The organism is Demequina lignilytica (genome assembly GCF_030418375.1).
Taxonomy (GTDB): domain Bacteria; phylum Actinomycetota; class Actinomycetes; order Actinomycetales; family Demequinaceae; genus Demequina; species Demequina lignilytica.
Window position 1 is genome coordinate 1 of the sequence record NZ_JAUHPZ010000024.1, and the last position, 496, is coordinate 496.

1 rRNA gene is annotated in these 496 nt (G+C 56.5%); it reads right to left on the bottom strand.

Annotated elements, in window-relative coordinates:
- A 23S ribosomal RNA gene (locus QQX13_RS13785) occupies window positions 1–430 on the bottom strand; the annotation flags it as partial.
- Window positions 431–496 lie beyond the last annotated feature (66 nt).

A 496-nucleotide genomic window follows, 5' to 3' on the forward strand; every position in this document is an offset into this window, starting at 1 on the left:
GGAGTCCACGAAATTTCGTCTACGGGGGTCGCACCCTCTATGCCGGGCCTTTCAATGCCCTTCGACTATCACGCGGATTTGTAACTCCCTGAAGGATCGGCAGATCCCTCTCAAAGGTCCCACAACCCCGCATACGCAACGCCTGCCGGCTTGACACGTACACGGTTTGGCCTCTTCCGCTTTCGCTCGCCACTACTCACGGAATATCTCTTCCTGTCGGTACTGAGATGTTTCACTTCCCGACGTTCCCTCCACACGCCCTATGTGTTCAGGCGTGGGTCACTGGACATGACTCCAGCGGGGTTTCCCCATTCGGACATCCTCGGATCACAGCTCGTTTGCCAGCTCCCCGAGGCTTATCGCAGGCTACAACGTCCTTCTTCGGCTCCTGCTGCCAAGGCATCCACCATGTGCTCTTAAAAACTTGACCACAGATACAAAGATGCTCGCGTCCACTGTGCAGTTCTCAAAATACGGGCAGTCCCACCCCCACTCC